Here is a 16,368-nt window from a genome sequence, read left to right as displayed (position 1 = left end):
AGACGCCGTCGAGGAACTCGCCGCGCCACAACCGCAGCGCCTCGGCCACCGCCTGCGCCTGGACGAGCCGGCGGTGGTCCACGAAGCAGCCGTCGTTCTCGCGCAGGCACACGTGGTCCCGGGTGATGTCGAGCCAGCGGCCCACCTCCCTGCGCAGCTCGGTGAGCGCGAGGCGCAGGCTGCCCCTGGCGTTGGCGTCGGGGCGCTCGCCCCACAGCAGCCCGGCAGCTCGGCCCGCGAGCGCGGCCCGGGCGTGGCGGCGAGGTAGCAGAGCAGGGCTCTGGACTTGGCGGAGCGGATGCCCACGGGCTCCCCTCCGATGGCCATTTCAGGCGTGCCGAGCAGCAGGAGCGTCAGCGAGTCCCCCATAGCGGGCAGGCTAGGCGCGATCCGTTCCCCTGACTGTGCCAAACGCTACGGATGGCGTGTGATCTGCACTACTGACCTGGGCGCTCACGATGCGCTCACGCCGCCTTCCGCACTCTGACGGCGCGTTCCGCGAAGGTCGCGAGACGTCAGCACATCAAGGAGAAGGCAGCATGCGCTCTCACAAACTGATCGCCGCGTTCGCCCTGGCCCTGGGCATGGCGGCACCCGCGGTGCTGGTGGCGAGCCCGGCCACCGCCATGGCCACGTCGTGTCTGGTGGAGCTCTACGACATCGACGCCAGCAACGTGGCGGAACAGGACGGGCGGGACGAGCTCCGCTTCCTGGTGCAGGGCAACCTGTTCCCCAACAACGGCGCCCACAACATGAGAAGCGGGGACGACGCGAACCCGAGCGACTTCGGCTACCCGACCGGGGCCATCAACAACGGCGTGAACGTGGCCTTCAACCTGCGCGAGGTCACGCGGCCGGCCCTCGGGCAGGGCGACAGTCTCGGTTCGGCGGTCGCCGAGGCCGCCACCTGCACCGGGCTCAGCGTCGGCCAGACCCACATCGACACGGACATCATCTCCGGGACGGACGAGACGGCGTACTCGTACACCGTCAAGCTCAAGCTGACCGGGCTGTAGCCGTACCTTACGCGGGCCCCGCCGGACCACGGCGGGGCCCGCGCCGCGCGCCGGGTCAGGGCGCGGCGGGCCGCCACATCGGCCAGAACACCGTGCCGTCGGGCAGCGCGAACGTGCCGCGTCCTTGATAGCCGTTCCTGGCGTACAGGTCGCGGTTGCGCGGGTCGTTGGCCTCCAGGTACGCGGGCGCGCCGTCCAGCCGGGCGTGCTGGTACCGGAGCAGCGCGGTGCCGAGCCCCTGCCCCTGGCAGTCGGGGTGGACCGCGAGGAAGGCCAGGTAGTCGCAGGGCTCCGCCGGACGGTGCTCTTCGAACAGCCCGTCGAGCACCCGGAACCGGTCGGCCCACTCGCCGGTCGCCTCGGCCAGGCGGCGGTCGTACGCTGACGGCGGGGACGGCGGCGAGACGTGCGGGAACCAGACCGCCGCCGCGGGGCCGTCGTCGATGAGGTGCACCTCGCCGTGCTCGATCGCGTGGTCGACGAGGATGCGGTGGTGGGCGGCGATGACCTTGTGCCGCTCGCGGCGTTCCGGCACCAGATATCTCACGACCCTGAGCTCGGCGAACGCGGTAGCGATGAGCTCCGCGACCTGCCCGGCGTCGTCGGCGCCCGCGTGGCGGACGGCCGGTCTCATCGTGAACGTCTTTCCCACGGCCCAGGCTCCTCTCGTCGCGTGCGGTGTCCTGGGCGGCCCCGCGCCCCTCCTGAGGGTAGACCTCCGTTCGCCCGCGTGGGAAGACGACACGAAATCCCAGGTCATAGCCGGTATTGGGCTTGATGTCCGACGCCGGGTACGGTCGGTCCCATGGGCGCCTTCCTCACGGGATCCGCGGTGCTGGCCACGCTGGCCGCGCTGTCGGTCGCTTGCGCGGGGGCCGTGCCCGCCGTACGCGAGGCGAAGGCGCCGGCAGCGTCGGCGGCGGCAGATCCGTCGCCCACCGGTCGCGGAGGGCCGCTGGCCGGGAAGGTCGTGGTGATCGACCCCGGCCACAACGGCGGCAACGCCGCGCACCGAGAGGAGATCGACCGCCTGGTCGACGTCATCACCGGTCGCAAACCCTGCAACACGATCGGCACCCAGACCCGGGCCGGCTACCCCGAGCACGCCTTCACCTGGGACGTCGCCAGCCGGCTCAAGCCCTTGCTGGAGGAGATGGGGGCCAAGGTCGTGCTCACCAGGCCCGACGACAAGGGCGTCGGCCCCTGCATCACCGAACGGGCCGCCATCGGCAACGAGGCCAGGGCGGACGCGGTCGTGTCCATCCACGGTGACGGCGCCGCCGCGAGCGGGCACGGCTTCCATGTGATCATGCCGGGGCTGATCGCCGGGCACAACGACGCCATCATCAGGCCGTCGCGGCGGCTGGGGCTGGCGATCCGCAAGGCGTACCGGGTGGGGACGCGCATGCCGTACGCCACCTATGCCGGGCGCGACGGCCTGCAGACCCGTACCGACCTGGGCGGGCTCAACCTGTCGAAGCGGCCGGCGGTGTTCGTCGAGTGCGGCAACATGCGCAACAGCCGCGACGCCGCCAGGATGTCGAAGCCCGCCTTCCGCGAGCGCATCGCCACCTCGCTGGCGGCCGGGCTCAGGCAGTATCTGCGCTAGCGGGGCCCAGCGGGATCCATACGAGGTGCGGTCGAGGTCGGGGAGACGTTCGGCGTCGGATCACCACCCGCAGCAGTTCGGGACGCAGGATGGCGCCAAGGAGCCGCCAGGCCGGCAGTGCGGGAGGCGGCCGACAGGCTCGTCGAGTCAGGCGAGGAGCGCGGGCTCCAGGTGGCCGTCCACCGGGACGGCGTGCGGATCGTGGACGTGGTCGCGGGCGTGGCCGACCTCCGGGAGGTCAGCCGTCACGGCAGAGCGGCTTGCCGCCGACGACGCAGGCGATGTCGTCGAGCTGGCAGCTGAGCAGGGTGCCGTCCATGCCCTGTACGACCACCAGGTCGCGCCGTGACCGGTGAGCCAGCATGACCCTGCCGACGACTCCGTTGTCCAAGATCACGGTCGGGCGGCCTGCCGCGTTCTCCATACCCTTGTGACTCCTCTCAGGTGCGGAACAGGCCTCACGCCGGATCCGTCACCACCAGCATGCACAGGCTTGTGCCGTAAGCGCATCGGTCATGCGGTTGTATTTCCGGATCCACCAGGGAAGGGCGGTGCCTCAGCGGCTCACGAAGAAGCCTCGCGGATGCGGTCGGAACAGGCCGGGAGCCGGCGCCGCGGGACCTGACGGGGCTGCGGGCGAGAACCTGTTCTGCCCGCACGTTCCTGCCGGTCCGGTGCGATGCCCTCTGCTGGGACGGTGTGCCCGCGTAGTATGACGACCAAGTCCTACGAGGCAGGGAGGAAGGCCCCTAGTGACCGAGCTAGAACGTGTTCCGCCCGGGGTTGACCCGAATGTTCCGAGTTCTGCGCGGGTGTACGACTATCTGCTCGGTGGCAAGGACCACCTCGCCATCGACCGGGCCGTGGCGGAGAAGCTCCTCGCGGTCGCGCCCGACTCCCGTCTCGTGGCCAGGGCCAACCGCCGCTTCCAGGTGGCGGCGGTGGGCCACCTGGCAAGGCAGGGCATCCGGCAGTTCATCGACCTCGGCACCGGCATCCCCACCTCGCCCAGCATCCACGAGGCCGTCCGCGAGGTGCACCCCGCCTGCCGGGTGATCTACGTCGACTACGACCCCGTGGTGCGGATGCACGCCCAGGTGCTGCTCGCCGACTCGCCCGGCGTCGAGGGCATCCAGGCCGACCTGCGCCGCCCAGAAGAGGTCCTGGCCGACCCCTACATCATCGGGCTGATCGACTTCGACCAGCCGGTGTGCGTGCTGATGGTCGGCGTGCTGCACTTCGTCATGGACGAGGAAGACCCGGCCGGCATCGTGGCCGCCTTCAGGAAACGCATGGCGCCGGGCAGCCATCTCGTGCTTTCCCACGCCATGGCGGAGAGCGACCCCGAGGCGGTCGCCCAGCTCACGATGGCCACGGCCGGCTCGCCCGCGCAGGCCAGGTTCCGCGCCCACCACGAGGTGCTCACGTTGTTCGACGGGTTCGACCTGGTCGGGCCCGGCCTCGTGCCGGTGCAGGACTGGCACATCGACGCCGACGACGCCGCGATCCCGCTGCTCGACCGCACGCCGCAACTACGCATCGACGGCGGGGTCGGCCGGCTCAGCGCGGGCTCGCCCCCGCACGGTCCGTGACGTCGAGGCGGGCCGCCGCTACCGGGCGACGGGCTCCTTCGGCTGCTCGGGGGCGGGCAGGTCGAGGCTGTCGCGGAGCTTGACCGGCTTGAGGAAGAGGGCGGCGATCACGCCGACCACGGCGATGGCCGCCGAGAACAGGAAGATGTGGCCGGTGGCGTCGCCGTAGGCGGTGCTCACGATGGTTCTGAACGGCTCGGGCAGCGCCTGGATGTCGAGCGTGCCGGTCCCGCCGGCCGCCTTGGCCGGGTCGATGCCCGCCTTGACCAGCCCTTCGTTGATGCCGACCATGACCCGGTTGGCCAGGACGGCGCCGAGCACGGACACGCCGATGGTGCCGCCGAGCGAGCGGAAGAACGTGATCGCGCCGCTGGCCGCCCCCAGCTCGCTGAGGGGGACGGTGTTCTGGATCGCCAGCACGAGGTTCTGCATCGACATGCCGACCCCGGCGCCGACCAGCACCATCGCGGCGGCGATGAGGAGCAGAGGGGTCTGGTGGTCGATTGTGGACAGCACGAGGAATCCGCCGGTGAGCACGATCGAGCCGACCACGATGTACGGCTTGACGTTGCCGCTCCTCGACACCATGCGCCCGCTGATCGTCGAGGAGACCAGCACGCCGAGCATCATCGGGATGGTGAGCAGGCCCGCCTCGGTCGGGCTGTATCCGCGGCCGGTCTGGAAATACTGGCCGAGGAAGACCGAGCCGCCGAACATGGCCATGCCGACCGCGAGGCTGGCGACGATGGCCAGCGCGGGGGTGCGCCGGCGTACGACGTGCAGGGGCACGACCGGCTCCTTGACGACCGACTCGACCCAGGTGGCGGCGACCAGCAGGAGCGCGCCGCCGCCGGCCATCGCGGCGGTCTGCCAGGAGAGCCACGCGAACGAGTTGTCCACGAAGGTGACCCAGATGAGCAGGACGCTGACGCCGGCGGCGATCAGGGTGGCGCCCACGTAGTCGATCTTGACGTCGGGGCGGCGTACGGAGACCACGTGCAGCGTCTTGTGCAGCATGAAGAAGGCGATCACGGTGAACGGCACCGCGATGAAGAAGCACCACCGCCAGCCCAGCCAGGAGGTGTCGGCCATCAGGCCGCCGAGCAGCGGCCCGGCCACGGTGGCGACGGCCATGACGCCGCCGAGGTAGCCGTTGTACTTGCCGCGGTCCTTCGGGCTGATCATCGCCGCGATCACGACCTGCACCAGCACCTGGAGGGCGCCCATGCCGAGGCCCTGGAGCGCGCGGAAGGCGATCAGCTGCGCGGTGTCCTGGGCGAATCCGCAGGCCAGCGAGCTGACCATGAAGATCACGATGGAGGCCTGGAGCAGCAGCTTCTTGCTGAACAGGTCGGCGAGCTTGCCCCAGATAGGCGTGGACGCCGTGGAGGCGAGCAGCGACGCGGTCACGACCCACGTGTACTGCGACTGGGTGCCCTTGAGCGCGCCGACGATCTGCGGCAGCGCCACTGACACGATCGTTGCGCTGATCATGGCGACGAACAGCACGAGCAGCAGCCCGCTGAGGGCCTCCATGATCTGCCGGTGCGTCATCGGTTCCGATGCCGGAGCCGTGGGTGCGCTCACGCGCGACCTCCCCTAAGGTCTCGGGTAAATAGATGCCGAGTGAGCAACTTTTCTCATTGAGCATATATTCCCCGACGGTAGAGTGAGCGCATCGTGACTCCTCCGCTTTTGAAAGGAAGCGGCTTCTCGCTAAGCCGCTTGCGCAGCCTGGCGAAGGGCAAGCCCTGCCCTCAAGATGTTGACCGCCGCGTTCACGTCGGCGTGCGCGGCATGTCCGCACGCCGTACAGGCGAACGCGGCCTGGGTGACGCGATTCTCCCGTGCGTTGTGCCCGCAGCGGGCACAGGTGCGGGAGGTGCCGGCAGGGTTCACCGCGATCAGCTCTCGACCGGCGCTTTCAGCCTTGTGCGCGAGGATCGTCAGGAACACCCCCCAGCCCGCGTCCAGGATCGACCGGTTGAGGCCGGACTTGGCGGCGACGTTGCGGCCGGGGGCTTCGGTCGTGCCGGACGCCGAGCGGGTCATGTTCGCGATCCGCAGGTCCTCGTGCACGATCACGTCATAGGCGGTCACCAGGGCGAGCGCGGCCTTGTGGGCGTGGTCGAGCCGCTGGCGGCGGACCTTGGCGTGCAGCGCGGCCACGCGGGTCACCGCCTTGCGCCGCCGCTTGGAGCCCCGTTTCCTGCGGGCGAGGTCTCGCTGGGCGTCGGCCAGACGGCCGGCGGTGGCGGCCTGGTGGCGGGGGTTGGCCGCCCGGCCGCCGTCGGAGGTGGTGACGAGCGAGGCCACCCCCATGTCGATCCCCGCGACCGCGCTGGTGGCGGGCAGCGGTTCGGCGGGCACGTCGTCGCACGACAGCACCACGAACCACCGGCTGCCTTCCCGCTTCACCGCGATCGTCTTCACCCGGCCCTTGACCGCGCGGTGCCGGTGGACGCGGACGTGCCCGACGCCCTGCAGGCGCACGTAGGTGACGGTGGGGTGGCCGGGCTGGGAGTCCCACCGGCAGCCGTCGCCGTCCTTCGGCCACTCGACCGTGCCGAACCGGCCGCGCCCCTTGAAACGCGGGAACCCCGGCGCGCGTCCGGCCCTGACGCGGTCGAAGAACGCGCGAAACGCCTTGTCGAGCCGTCGCAGGGTGGCCTGCTGGGACGAGAACGACCAACGCCCCTGCCCGTCCGGGTCATCGGCGCGGATGTGTTTCAGCTCGGCCGACTGATCGCCGTACCGGACGCTCACGCCCGCCTTGGCGTAGGCGGTGCGGCGGTGCTCCAAGGCGGCGTTGTACAGCGTGCGGTGGTCTTCCAGGCACGCCGCGAGCGCCGCCGCCTGCCGGGCGGTGGGGCGCAGCAGGAATCGGAACGACCTGCGCACACCCCACCTCCCGTCACGTTCGGTAACGACAACGCCACGATATCGGCTGGCGCCGACAAAACCAGGAAGGGCATCTGTGACGCGCGGACCCGACAGGTCAGGGCACGTTCAGGCCTTGACGGCCCTCCCGCTACCGATTCACCCGTCGCCTCAAGGCGACGGTCCCCTCGGGAGGATCTGATGGAGACCACGGTGGGGCTGCGCGAGCGCAAGAAGGCCGCGACGCGGCAGGCCGTGCACGAGGCCGCGCTGCGGCTCGTGGTCGAGCACGGGCTCGACCACGTCACCGTCGAGTCGATCGCCGACGCGGCCAACATCTCGCGCCGCACCTTCTCCAACTACTTCGCGGGCAAGGAAGACGCGGTGCTCTACGGGGAGGAGCAGCGTTTCCGCACCCTCGTACGGAAGGTCCGCGCCCAGCCGCCCGCCCTCAGGGCCTGGCCGGCGCTGCGCGGCGCGACCGAGGAGCTCTACCAGGAGATGGGCGAGCCCGAGCGGGAGTGGGCGCAGCGCACCCGGCTGGCCCGGCAACACCCGTCGCTGCTGGCCCGCCAGCTCGCCAACCACGCCGCACTCGAACGCGACCTGTCGGAGGCGCTCGCCGAACGGGCGAGCGGCATACCGCCCCGCGTGATGGCGGCGGCCTTTCTGGTGGGGCTGCGCATCGCCGCGAACGTCTGGAGCGACGAGCAGGAGTCCCGCATGCTCATCGACGTGATGAACGAAACCCTCGACCAGATCGCCCGGCCCTTCACCTGATCGCCAGGGGGAGCGGCAGCCGGCCCGCGCTCCGGCGGGGACCGGCACTAGTGCGGGCTCCACCACAGGGTCTCGCCCGCGCGCCCGTGTGCACGGGCCGCGCCGCCGATTCACTGGTCGGCATGACGATCACACGGATGGTTCCCGGCCGCTGGGTGGAGGGCACGGGCGCGGTGCTCGGGCCGCCGCTGCTCATCGCGGGGGTGCTCACCCGGATCGGCGAGGACGACTTCTTCCCCGGCCAGCTCGCCGCCTACGCCGCCGATCCGGGGCGGATGGCCGTGTCCTACGCCCTGTTCACCGCCGGCGTGGTGCTGCTGTGGCCGGCGGCCACCGCGCTGGCCCGGCGGATCGCCGCCACGCACCCGGGCTGGGCCCGGTGGGGGGCCACGCTGGTGGTTCTCGGGCTGTTCGGGCGGGTCTTCCACGCCGGGGTGAGCCACCTGGCCTTCCAGATGGTGGACGAGCTCGGGCTGGAGGCGGCGCAGCGGGCGGTCGCGGACACGTACGGCGCGTTCCACGTCTTCAAGGCGGTCAGCGTCTGCATCGTGGCCGGCTGGATCGTGCTCGCCATCGGCGCCTACCGGGCCAGGGCGTTCGGCTCCGGCGCGTACGGCGTGGTCAGGTGCGTCGCGCTGGCGCTCGGGCACGCGCTGCCGCTGGGCGTGCTGAAGGGCGCCGCTGATCCGATCTCGCTGGCCGCCCTGGCCGGGCTCGCCGTCGCCCTGGTGCCTTTCGGCGTCGGCGTGCTGAAGGACGGGCCCGCGCCCCGATGGCAGGCCATCGCCCTCACCGTCGTGCTGGTGCCGGTCGCGTACGTCCTTGGGATGTACGGCTGAGCGCCCGTCAGGGTCAGCGCGGGGCAGGGCCGGTGCTGGCGCGCGTCACGAGCTCGGCCGCCGGGGCCGGCACGTGGCGCGGCTCGCCGCCGTCGAGCAGCTCGAACAGCAGGCGTACGGCCTGCGCGCCGAGCGCGTCCACGTCGCGGCTCAGCACGGTCAGCGCCGGGCGTACGGCCTGGCAGAGCGGGAAGTCGTCGCCCGCCACGAGGGACAGCTCGCCCGGCACGGCCAGGCCCATCTCGCCGGCCACGCTCAGCCCGGCGACCGCCATCACGTCGTTGTCGTAGACGATGGCCGTCGGCCGCGGCGTCGAGCTGAGCACGCGCCTGGTCACCTGCGCGCCCGCCTCGCCGGTGCGGTCGGTGGGGATGAGGGTGCAGGCCATGCCCGCCCGCTCGCAGGCGGCGGCGAAGAGCCCGGCCCGGCGCGCGGCCGGCAGCAGGCCGGCGGGCCCGCACACCCGCGCCACCCGCCGGTGGCCGAGCGCGGCGAGATGGCCGGCGACCAGGCCGGCGCCGACGGCCGGATCGGACCAGAGGTGCGTCAGCCCGTGGGGCCCGCTCGGCTCGCCGAGGATCACGGCGGGCAGGCCCATGGACGCCAGGGCGCGCGGGCGCGGGTCGTCGAGCGCGAGGTCGGAGACGATGACGCCGTCGACGCGGCGCTCACCGTGCCAGCGGCGGTAGACGTCCAGCCCGTCGTCGTGGCCGGTGACGAACTGCAGCACGAGCCCGAACCCGCGGCCCGCCAGCTCGGCCTGGATGCCGCTGATGAGGCGGCGGTGGAAGGTCTCGACGGACAGGCCGGGCGACGGGCGCGACACCGCCAGCCCGATGGCGTGCGCCGCCGCGCCGTGCAGGGCCTGCGCGGGGACGCTGGGGAGGAAGCCGAGCTCGGTGGCGATGCGCAGGATGCGCTCGCGCACGGCGTCGGACACCCCGGGACGGCCGTTGATGGCGTAGGAGACCGCCACGCGGGAGACTCCGGCGCGGCGGGCGATGTCGCTCATGGTCGCCTGCCGCCCCATCGCACCTCCACCCGCCGGCCTACGGACATGCTAAGGGTGGCCCGCCGCCGGCGGGACGGTGGCGCGGTGCCGCCCAGGAAGGCCCCGCGGTCAGCGGGACGGCGGCGCGGTGCTGCCCCGGGGCGTGAGGTGGGCCGGCTCGTCGTGCACGTCACCGGGCCTGTCATCGCCCCCGTTGCCGGACCCGCTGTCCATGGCTGCCAGCAGCAGCCGGGCCGCGTGCACGCCGTAGGCGCCGATGTCGCGGGTGAGCGCGGTCAGCGGCGGGTGCAGCAGGTGGCAGATGGGAGAGTCGTCCCAGGCCACGATGGACAGGTCGGCGGGCACCGACAGGTTCAGCTCCTGGGCGACGGTCAGGCCCGCGATGGCCATGATGTCGTTGTCGTAGATCAGCGCGGTGGGCCGGTCGTCCGCGCAGAGGAGCCGCCTGGTGGCCTCGGCGCCGTGCTCGGCGCTGTAGTCGGTCGGCACGGTCACCGCGCTCACCCCGAGCCGCGCGCAGACGCCGGTGAACACCTCGGTGCGGATCGCGGTGTGCGCCAGTTCGGAGATGCCGCTGATCCGCGCGATCCTGCGGTGGCCGAGCGCCGCCAGGTATTCCACCGCCTCCACCATGGACACCCCGTCGTCGGACCAGATGCTGGCAAGCCCGCCCGCGGCCGACGGCGGGCCGATGACCACGGCGGGCAGGCCCAGCTCGCGCAGCGCGCTCACCCGCGCGTCGTGCACCCGCAGGTCGCAGACGAGCACGCCGCCGACCCGGCTCTCGCTCCACCAGCGGCGGTAGAAGCCGATCTCCTCGTCCTGGTGCGCCACCATCTGCAGCAGCAGCGCGTAGGAGCGGGTGGACAGCTCCGCCTCCAGGCCGCTGATCAGCTCCATGAAGAACGGCTCGACCCCGAGCGTGGCCGGTGGGCGCGGCAGGGCCAGGCCCACGACCTTCGCGGGGGCGCCGGCGAGAGCGCGGGCGGCGCTGTTGGCGCGGAACCCGAGCCGGTCGGCGATGGCCAGGATGCGCTGCCGGGTCTGCGGCGAGACGCCCGGCTGCCCGTTCAGCGCGTAGGAGACGGCCCCCTTGGACACGCCCGCCTCCTTGGCGATGTCCGCGATGGTCGGTCGCTTCACGGCTGGCCTCCCGGGTGACTTTCACGGTTCACCGATCGTACGGGCCGGGCGGGCTGCTGTCGCGGGTGTCGAGCCGGCAGCGGCCCTCGTGCTGCTGATGGACGTTGACGGTCATCAGGGGCCCACGTAGAGTCTGGCTCGCTTACTCGGTTTAGCTCCCAGCGTCAGGAGACCACGTGTACCGTCCGCTGCACGACGGCTGGACCCTCCGCCCTGACGGCGACACCCCGGTGGGCCCTGCGGTCATACCGGCCGCCGTTCCGGGCAGCGTGCACACCGACCTGCTCACCGCCGGCCTGATCGACGACCCCTACCTCGACGACAACGAGACGCGGCTGGGCTGGATCGGGCGTACGGACTGGGTCTACGAGACGTCCTTCGAGTGGAGTGACGACGGTCACGAGCGGGCCGACCTGGTGTGCGAGGGGCTCGACACGGTCGCCACCGTACGCCTCAACGGCCACGAGGTCGGCGCCACCGCCAACATGCACCGGTCCTACCGGTTCGCCGCGCGCGACCTGCTGCGCGAGGGCGCCAACACGCTCCAGGTGTCCTTCCGCGCCCCCTACGCCTACGCCGAGGAGCAGCGCGCGCGGCACGGCGAGCGCCCCGGGGCCTACGACGAGCCGTACGCGTTCATCAGGAAGATGGCCTGCAACTTCGGCTGGGACTGGGGGCCCACGCTGGTGACCAGCGGCATCTGGCGGCCCATCGGCCTGCACTCCTGGTCCGGCGCGCGCCTGGCCGAGGTCCGCCCGCTCGTCCGCGGCGACGGCGTGGACGTGCACGTACGCGTCGACCGCACCGGCGACGCGCCGGTCACCGTCACCGCCGACGTGGCGGGAGTGCGCGCCGAGGCCAAACTGGCCCACGGCGAGAGCGAGGCCGTGCTCCGCCTCGACGTGCCGAGGGCCGAGCGGTGGTGGCCGCGCGGCCACGGCGCCCAGCCCCTCTATCCGCTCACCGTGCGCGCCGGCTCCGACCGGTGGCGGCGCGAGATCGGGTTCCGCACGGTCGAGCTCGACACGGACGCCTTCCGCCTGATCGTCAACGGCCGGCCGGTGTTCGTGCGAGGCTTCAACTGGATTCCCGACGACTGCTTCCCCGCCAGGACGACCAGGCAGGACCTGGAGGAGCGCTTCGACCAGGCCGCCGCCACCGGCGCCAACACGCTGCGGGTGTGGGGCGGCGGCGTCTACGAGTCGGAGGACTTCTACACCCTGGCCGACCGCATGGGCCTGCTCGTCTGGCAGGACTTCACGTTCGCCTGCTCGGCCTACCCCGAGGAGGAGCCGTTCCGCTCGGAGGTGGAGGCCGAGGCGCGGGAGAACGTCGCCAGGCTGGCCGCCCATCCCAGCCTGGTGTTGTGGTGCGGCAACAACGAGAACATCGAGGGTCACCAGCACTGGGACTGGCGCGAGCGGCTGGCCGGCCGGAGCTGGGGCGCCGGGTTCTACTACGACCTGCTGCCCGGCGTCGTGGCCGAGCTCGACCCGACGCGACCCTACTGGCCGGGCAGCCCCTACTCGGGTGCGCCCGACCGCGACGTGCGCGACCCCTCGACCGGCACCGTGCACATCTGGACCGTGTGGGGGCAGGGCCGCGACTACACGCACTACGCCGACTACGAGCCGCGGTTCGTGGCCGAGTTCGGCTACCAGGGCCCGCCCGCCTACGCCACGCTGCGGGCCGCCGTCTCCGACGAGCCGCTCGCTCCCGGCTCGGCCGGCGTCACGCACCACCAGAAGGCGGTCGACGGCAACGCCAAGCTGCTGTCCGGGCTCGGCGACCACCTGCCGCGGCCCGCCACGTTCGACGACTGGCACTACTACACGCAGCTCAACCAGGCCCGCGCGATGGCGTTCGGGATCGAGCGGTTCCGCTCGCTCATGCCCCACTGCATGGGCACGGTGGTGTGGCAGCTCAACGACTGCTGGCCGGTGACGTCCTGGGCCGCCGTCGACGGCGCGGGCCGCAGGAAACCCCTCTGGTACGCCCTGCGCCGCGCCTACGCCGACCGGCTCATCACCTGGCAGGACGGCGAGATCGTGCTGGTCAACGACACCGACGAGGAGTGGGCGGGCACGCTGGAGCTGGCCCCGCGCGACCTGGGAGGAAGGGCGCTCGCGGCGCACGGACAGCCTGTCGCCGTGCCCGCCCGTGCCACGCTGCGCGTCACCCCACCGGATGACCCGGCGGCCGGGCTGCTCACCGCGGAGCTCGGCGGCGAGCGCGCCCTGTTCGTGTTCGCCGAGGACCCGGCCGCCGGCTATCCGCCGGCCGAGTTCACCGCCGCGGTCGAGCCGGAGCCGGGCGGCGTCGCGGTCACCGTCACCGCCGCGACCATCCTGCGCGAGCTGGCGCTCTTCCCCGACCGGCTCGACCCGGCGGCGGCCGTGGACGACCAGCTGGTCACGCTCCTGCCGGGGGAGAGCGTCACCTTCCACGTCACCACCGGACGCGACCTGGACCCGGCGGCGCTGACCTCCTATCCGGTGCTGCGCTGCGTCAACGAGCCGCGGCCGTCATCCGCCTAGCGGGGTGCGGGCGAGCGCGCGCTTGAGGATCTTGCCCGTGGGGCTCATCGGCAGCTCGTCCACGAACGACAACCGCCGGGGGTATTTGTAGGCGGCCACGCGTTCCTTGACGAAGTCGCGCAGGTCCTCGCGGGTCACCGGGGCGCGCAGGGTGACCGCCGCCTCGATCTCCTCGCCGAGCTCCGGGTGCGGCACGCCGTACACGGCCGCCTGGCGCACGGCCGGGTGCTCGTACAGGACCTCTTCGACCTCGCGCGGGTAGACCGTGTAGCCGCCCCGGATGATCACGTCGCGGCGGCGGTCGACCAGGAAGAAGTAGCCGTCCTCGTCGACCCGGCCGAGGTCGCCGGTGTGGAACCAGCCGTCGCGGATGGCCTCGGCCGTGCCGGCGGGGTCGTTCCAGTAGCCCTTCATCACGTTGGGGCCGCGGACGACGACCTCGCCGATCTCGCCGGGCGGGGCCTCGGCGCCGTCCTCGTCGACGATCTTCATCTCGACGTCCCTGATGGGCCAGCCGATCGAGCCGGGCCTGCGGTGGGGGCCGCCGCGGTTGGTCGCGGCCACCGGGGAGGTCTCGCTGAGGCCGTACCCCTCGATGATCTCGCAGCCGAACCGCGCCTCGTAGGCCCGCAGCACGTCCAGCGGCAGCGCCGCCCCGCCGGACGCGCAGACCCGCAACATCGACAGGTCGGAGGCGCCGGGGTGGTCGAGCAGCGCGATGAACATGGTCGGCACGCCCTGGAAGACCGTCACGCCGTCCCGCCTGATGACCTCGAGCGCGCGTCCAGCCTCGAAGCGCCGCAGCAGCGTCAGCCGCGCGCCCGCCTGCACGGTCGCGTTGAGCGAGCAGGTCTGGCCGAACGTGTGGTAGAGCGGCAGCGCCCCCAGCACCACGTCGTCCACGCCGAGCGCGTGCATGCGGGCCACGGTCGCGGCGTTGCCGGCCAGGTTCGCGTGGGAGAGCTCGATGCCTTTCGGGCGCCCGGTGGTGCCGGAGGTGTAGTGGATGACCGCGGTGTCGTCGTCGCGCGTGCCGGCGACGTCGCGGTCGGGCGCCACCTGGCGCAGCAGCCTGCGGAACTCCTCGGGGACGACGAAGAAGCAGTCGGCCTTCGTACCCGCCGACCCCGCCTCCGCCGTCTCCGCGAACGCGTGCCAGGCGATCAGCAGCCGCGCCCCGCAGTCACCCAGGTAGGCCGCGATCTCCCGCCGCTTCAGCAGCGGATCGAGCGGCACCACCACGGCCCCGATCCGCAGCACCCCGTAGTAGACCACGCCGAACTCGGGCACGTTCGGCAACATGATCGCGACCCGGTCGCCGGGGCCGATGCCGCGGCAGCGCAACAGCCCCGCGAGCCGAGCGCTCAGCTCCGACAGAGCTCCGTACGTGAGCTCCGCCTCGTCCAGCGTGAGAACCGCTCTGCCGCCGAGCCGCTCGGCGGTGGTGAGGAGCCGGTCAGCGAGGTTCATGGAAAGACCGTACGTCCGCTCTCCCACGCCCCTCATTGGTCGCGGTGGCCAGTCTTTCCCGGCCGGAATTGGTCGGCGACGCGTCCTGGAGAGCGATCGCGACGAGCAGGTCGACGAGATCGTTGATGGAGCGCAGGCTCCGGCCCGTGCGCTCCTGGATCCGGCGCATGCGGTACTGGGCGGTGTTGGGATGGATCTGCAACCGTTCTGCCGCGGCCCGCAGGTTGAGGTCGGCGGCGGCGAACGCCCTGATCGTGGCCGTGAGCACGCCGCCACGCGCGCGGTCCTCCGACAGCAGCGCCGTGATGCGCGGATCGACCAGGTGACGGGCGGTGTCGTCGGCCTTCAGCGCCAGATACTGGAACGGCGTGATCCGCGGCAGCGCGGCGACGCCGCCCTCCTCGGGCACGAAGTCCAGCACCGCCCTGGCCTCCTGGTAGGCCTGCGGGATCTGCGCCGGGCCCGCCGCCACGGTGCTGATGCCCATGGCCAGCCTGATGCCCTCGCCCGCCAGGCTCTCCAGCACCTCCTGCAGCCGGTCGCAGAGCCCTCCCGGGTCGGCGCCGGGGCCGAGCACGGGGATCGCCACGATCTCCGACTGGCGCACGACCGACAGCGTACGGGTGCCGTTGCCGCCGGTCCTGGCGATCGCGGCACAGGCCGCGTGGCGGGCGTCGGCGCCCCGGTCAGGGCCCGTCGTCACCGCCGAAGGCGAGCCGACCAGCACCGCGGTCACGACGAGCAGCGGCGTGCGGGACGCCAGGCCGTGCGCCTGCGCCGCGGCCAGTTCCCTGCCGCGCGTCGGCACGCCGCCCACCAGCAGCGTCTCCAGCAGGTCACGGCTCTCGCGGACCGCCTCGGCGGCGGCGTACTGCTGGAACTCCATGTACGCGTTGGCCGCGTGCGTGCTGGCGAAGTCGCAGTAGCGCATCAGGGGGGACGCCAGCGACAGCGCCGCCTCGCGGCCGGCCGGCGTGTGCCCGGCCCGGTCGACCACCGACTGCCAGAACACCTGCTGCCCGACCCTGAACGCGTTGATGTAGTCGGCCAGCGCCACCCCCGCCCTGGCCCGGCGCATCGCCGCCCGCCGGGTGAAGGCGATGTCCTCGAACGTGACCGTGCGCTCCTCCAGCAGCACGGCCAGCTTGGCGCGGTAGTGCTTGACCACCTGGTCGCGCACGTCCGCGTGGAAGTCGGGGCCCTGCGCCGCGTAGGCGGGGATCTCCTCCCGCATGGTGGCGAGCGCGGCGGCGGCCAGGGACGGGAGGTCGTCGAGGAGTTCGGAGAGGATGCGCGCGCGTTGCGCGCGGACCGCCTCCGCACCAGTGAGCGTTTCCGTGCTGGAACCACTGGACATGCCGGGATGATCCATGGCCATGGGCGGGCGGTCAACGGGTCGTAACCGGTATGAGACCCACGCTGTGCTCAGAGGACAACTCGCCTGAGACATCTTGGGTCACCGTGCCCAATGCGGCGCTTCGCGGCCGGAT

14 protein-coding genes are annotated in these 16,368 nt (G+C 72.2%); 6 read left to right on the top strand and 8 right to left on the bottom strand.

Going from position 1 to position 16,368, the window contains the following annotated elements; translation table 11 throughout:
• Positions 1-539 precede the first annotated feature (539 nt).
• The gene (locus ACTWPV_RS24550; protein ID WP_347647889.1) at positions 540-1,016 is read left to right on the top strand and encodes a hypothetical protein; all 477 of its coding nucleotides are present in this window, start codon (positions 540-542) and stop codon (positions 1,014-1,016) included.
• A 55-nt stretch (positions 1,017-1,071) separates the two neighbouring features.
• Here ACTWPV_RS24550 and ACTWPV_RS24545 read toward each other — a convergent pair whose 3' ends face one another.
• Entirely contained in the window at positions 1,072-1,668 is a 597-nt protein-coding gene (locus ACTWPV_RS24545) for a GNAT family N-acetyltransferase (protein WP_443153579.1), read from the bottom strand.
• Positions 1,669-1,821: 153 nt separating this feature from the next.
• On the opposite strand from ACTWPV_RS24545, the gene ACTWPV_RS24540 reads away from it, so the two are divergent.
• Positions 1,822-2,625, top strand: coding sequence for an N-acetylmuramoyl-L-alanine amidase (locus tag ACTWPV_RS24540; protein WP_443153578.1), 804 nt, complete (start codon positions 1,822-1,824; stop codon positions 2,623-2,625).
• Between the two features lie 238 nt (positions 2,626-2,863).
• Here the strand turns inward: ACTWPV_RS24540 and ACTWPV_RS24535 are convergent, their stop codons facing one another.
• Entirely contained in the window at positions 2,864-3,049 is a 186-nt protein-coding gene (locus ACTWPV_RS24535; protein ID WP_347647886.1) for a hypothetical protein, read from the bottom strand.
• A gap of 328 nt (positions 3,050-3,377) precedes the next feature.
• On the opposite strand from ACTWPV_RS24535, the gene ACTWPV_RS24530 reads away from it, so the two are divergent.
• Positions 3,378-4,217, top strand: coding sequence for an SAM-dependent methyltransferase (locus tag ACTWPV_RS24530; protein WP_443153577.1), 840 nt, complete (start codon positions 3,378-3,380; stop codon positions 4,215-4,217).
• Between the two features lie 18 nt (positions 4,218-4,235).
• Here ACTWPV_RS24530 and ACTWPV_RS24525 read toward each other — a convergent pair whose 3' ends face one another.
• The gene (locus ACTWPV_RS24525) at positions 4,236-5,804 is read right to left on the bottom strand and encodes an MDR family MFS transporter (RefSeq protein WP_443153576.1); all 1,569 of its coding nucleotides are present in this window, start codon (positions 5,802-5,804) and stop codon (positions 4,236-4,238) included.
• Positions 5,805-5,933: 129 nt separating this feature from the next.
• Positions 5,934-7,118 carry an RNA-guided endonuclease InsQ/TnpB family protein gene (locus tag ACTWPV_RS24520; RefSeq protein ID WP_443153575.1) on the bottom strand — a complete coding sequence of 395 codons (1,185 nt, stop codon included), beginning with the start codon at positions 7,116-7,118 and terminating at the stop codon, positions 5,934-5,936.
• 180 nt (positions 7,119-7,298) lie between these two features.
• Between ACTWPV_RS24520 and ACTWPV_RS24515 the strand changes: the two genes are divergently transcribed.
• Positions 7,299-7,877 (top strand): TetR/AcrR family transcriptional regulator, encoded by a 579-nt coding sequence (locus tag ACTWPV_RS24515; protein ID WP_347647883.1) that lies wholly within the window; start codon positions 7,299-7,301, stop codon positions 7,875-7,877.
• A 122-nt stretch (positions 7,878-7,999) separates the two neighbouring features.
• On the top strand, positions 8,000-8,716 hold the full coding sequence (locus ACTWPV_RS24510) for a hypothetical protein (protein ID WP_443153574.1): 717 nt from the start codon (positions 8,000-8,002) through the stop codon (positions 8,714-8,716).
• A gap of 13 nt (positions 8,717-8,729) precedes the next feature.
• On the opposite strand, the gene ACTWPV_RS24505 is transcribed toward ACTWPV_RS24510, so the two are convergent.
• Positions 8,730-9,746 carry a LacI family DNA-binding transcriptional regulator gene (locus ACTWPV_RS24505; RefSeq protein ID WP_443153573.1) on the bottom strand — a complete coding sequence of 339 codons (1,017 nt, stop codon included), beginning with the start codon at positions 9,744-9,746 and terminating at the stop codon, positions 8,730-8,732.
• A gap of 90 nt (positions 9,747-9,836) precedes the next feature.
• Entirely contained in the window at positions 9,837-10,871 is a 1,035-nt protein-coding gene (locus ACTWPV_RS24500; protein ID WP_443153572.1) for a LacI family DNA-binding transcriptional regulator, read from the bottom strand.
• Positions 10,872-11,047: 176 nt separating this feature from the next.
• On the opposite strand from ACTWPV_RS24500, the gene ACTWPV_RS24495 reads away from it, so the two are divergent.
• Positions 11,048-13,408: a glycoside hydrolase family 2 protein gene (locus ACTWPV_RS24495; protein ID WP_443153571.1), complete on the top strand. Its 2,361-nt coding sequence runs from the start codon at positions 11,048-11,050 to the stop codon at positions 13,406-13,408.
• Here the strand turns inward: ACTWPV_RS24495 and ACTWPV_RS24490 are convergent.
• Both ACTWPV_RS24490 and ACTWPV_RS24485 read right to left on the bottom strand, forming a co-directional pair.
• On the bottom strand, positions 13,397-14,878 hold the full coding sequence (locus ACTWPV_RS24490) for a long-chain-fatty-acid--CoA ligase (RefSeq protein ID WP_443153570.1): 1,482 nt from the start codon (positions 14,876-14,878) through the stop codon (positions 13,397-13,399). The genes ACTWPV_RS24495 and ACTWPV_RS24490 overlap by 12 nt on opposite strands.
• Complete coding sequence (locus ACTWPV_RS24485) at positions 14,865-16,235, bottom strand: PucR family transcriptional regulator (RefSeq protein WP_443153569.1); 1,371 nt, start codon at positions 16,233-16,235, stop codon at positions 14,865-14,867. The genes ACTWPV_RS24490 and ACTWPV_RS24485 overlap by 14 nt, the downstream gene beginning before the upstream one ends.
• Positions 16,236-16,368: the final 133 nt, after the last annotated feature.

Source organism: Nonomuraea sp. KM88, from assembly GCF_052245635.1.
In the GTDB taxonomy this organism is placed as follows: domain Bacteria; phylum Actinomycetota; class Actinomycetes; order Streptosporangiales; family Streptosporangiaceae; genus Nonomuraea.
This window is presented reverse-complemented; position numbering and strand designations above follow the sequence as displayed.

Bases quoted from the DNA above. Each gene is read 5' to 3' on its own strand.
- ACTWPV_RS24550 (WP_347647889.1), top strand. From the start codon at position 540: ATGCGCTCTCACAAACTGATCGCCGCGTTCGCCCTGGCCCTGGGCATG.
- ACTWPV_RS24540 (WP_443153578.1), top strand. From the start codon at position 1,822: ATGGGCGCCTTCCTCACGGGATCCGCGGTGCTGGCCACGCTGGCCGCG.
- ACTWPV_RS24535 (WP_347647886.1), bottom strand. From the start codon at position 3,049: ATGGAGAACGCGGCAGGCCGCCCGACCGTGATCTTGGACAACGGAGTC.
- ACTWPV_RS24515 (WP_347647883.1), top strand. From the start codon at position 7,299: ATGGAGACCACGGTGGGGCTGCGCGAGCGCAAGAAGGCCGCGACGCGG.
- ACTWPV_RS24510 (WP_443153574.1), top strand. From the start codon at position 8,000: ATGACGATCACACGGATGGTTCCCGGCCGCTGGGTGGAGGGCACGGGC.
- ACTWPV_RS24505 (WP_443153573.1), bottom strand. From the start codon at position 9,746: ATGGGGCGGCAGGCGACCATGAGCGACATCGCCCGCCGCGCCGGAGTC.
- ACTWPV_RS24490 (WP_443153570.1), bottom strand. From the start codon at position 14,878: ATGAACCTCGCTGACCGGCTCCTCACCACCGCCGAGCGGCTCGGCGGC.
- ACTWPV_RS24485 (WP_443153569.1), bottom strand. From the start codon at position 16,235: ATGTCCAGTGGTTCCAGCACGGAAACGCTCACTGGTGCGGAGGCGGTC.